1 protein-coding gene is annotated in these 877 nt (G+C 71.9%); it reads left to right on the forward strand.

The features are described 5' to 3' along the window. Nucleotides 1-84 precede the first annotated feature (84 nt). The coding region (locus tag P1P70_RS45170; RefSeq protein ID WP_319248372.1) for a PucR family transcriptional regulator ligand-binding domain-containing protein at nt 85-877 on the forward strand (793 nt) is incomplete at its 3' end.

Below are 877 nucleotides of genomic sequence, written 5' to 3' on the forward strand. Positions count from 1 at the left end.
TTTTTTTTTTTTTTTGTTGCGGCACCCCCCGGTTTTTAACAAGGGTTTTCGTCGGAACCGTAAAAGGGTGATAAAGGACAACCCGTGCCCCTATCGGCGCTGCTGGCCCACGGCGGCCTGGGCCTGCGGCAGATCGCCGGCCCGGTGGACACGGACACGGCGATCCACTGGGCGCACGCCTCGGAGATGTCGGACCCGTACCCGTACCTGCTCGGCGGCGAGCTGCTGCTGACGGCCGGCGTGCACATCCCGGGAGCGGCCGACCCGGGCGCCTCCGCCGACGACCACGTCGACGCCTTGGACGACTACTTCGACGCGTACGTCTCCCGCATCGTCGCGGCGGGCGGCGCGGCCCTCGGCTTCGGCGTCGCCCCCGTCCACGACCGCGTCCCGGAGGCCCTGGTCGCCGCCTGCGACGCCCACGGCCTGCCGCTGATCGAAGTCCCGCCCGGCACCACCTTCTCCGGCGTCGCCCGCGCGGTCTGGCAGCTGATGGCCCGGGCCAGGCACGCGGAACTCCGCCGCGTGACGGAGGCCCAGCAGGGCCTGGCGGCAGCCGCGTCCCGCCCGGACCCGGTGCGCGCGGTCCTGCGGCAGCTGGCCCAGCGCCTGAAGGGCCGAGCGGTCCTGTACGGCCCGGACGGCACGGAACTGGCGTCGTACGGACATGAGTACGGCGAACCGGTCCAGCACGGCCTGGCGGCACTGGTAACCGTGGTCCGCCCCAGCCCCCTCAGGGGCGCGGGGAACTGCGCGACCAGCCACAACGCACCCGCACCCGCCGTCCGTCGGCGGCGAAGTAGAACGAGAACAGCGCGATCGTCAGCAGCTGGAAGAGGCCGCCCAGCACCTGCGCGGAGACGTCGAGGACGCCCGT

This window comes from Streptomyces sp. MB09-02B (assembly GCF_033794485.1).
Lineage (GTDB): Bacteria > Actinomycetota > Actinomycetes > Streptomycetales > Streptomycetaceae > Streptomyces.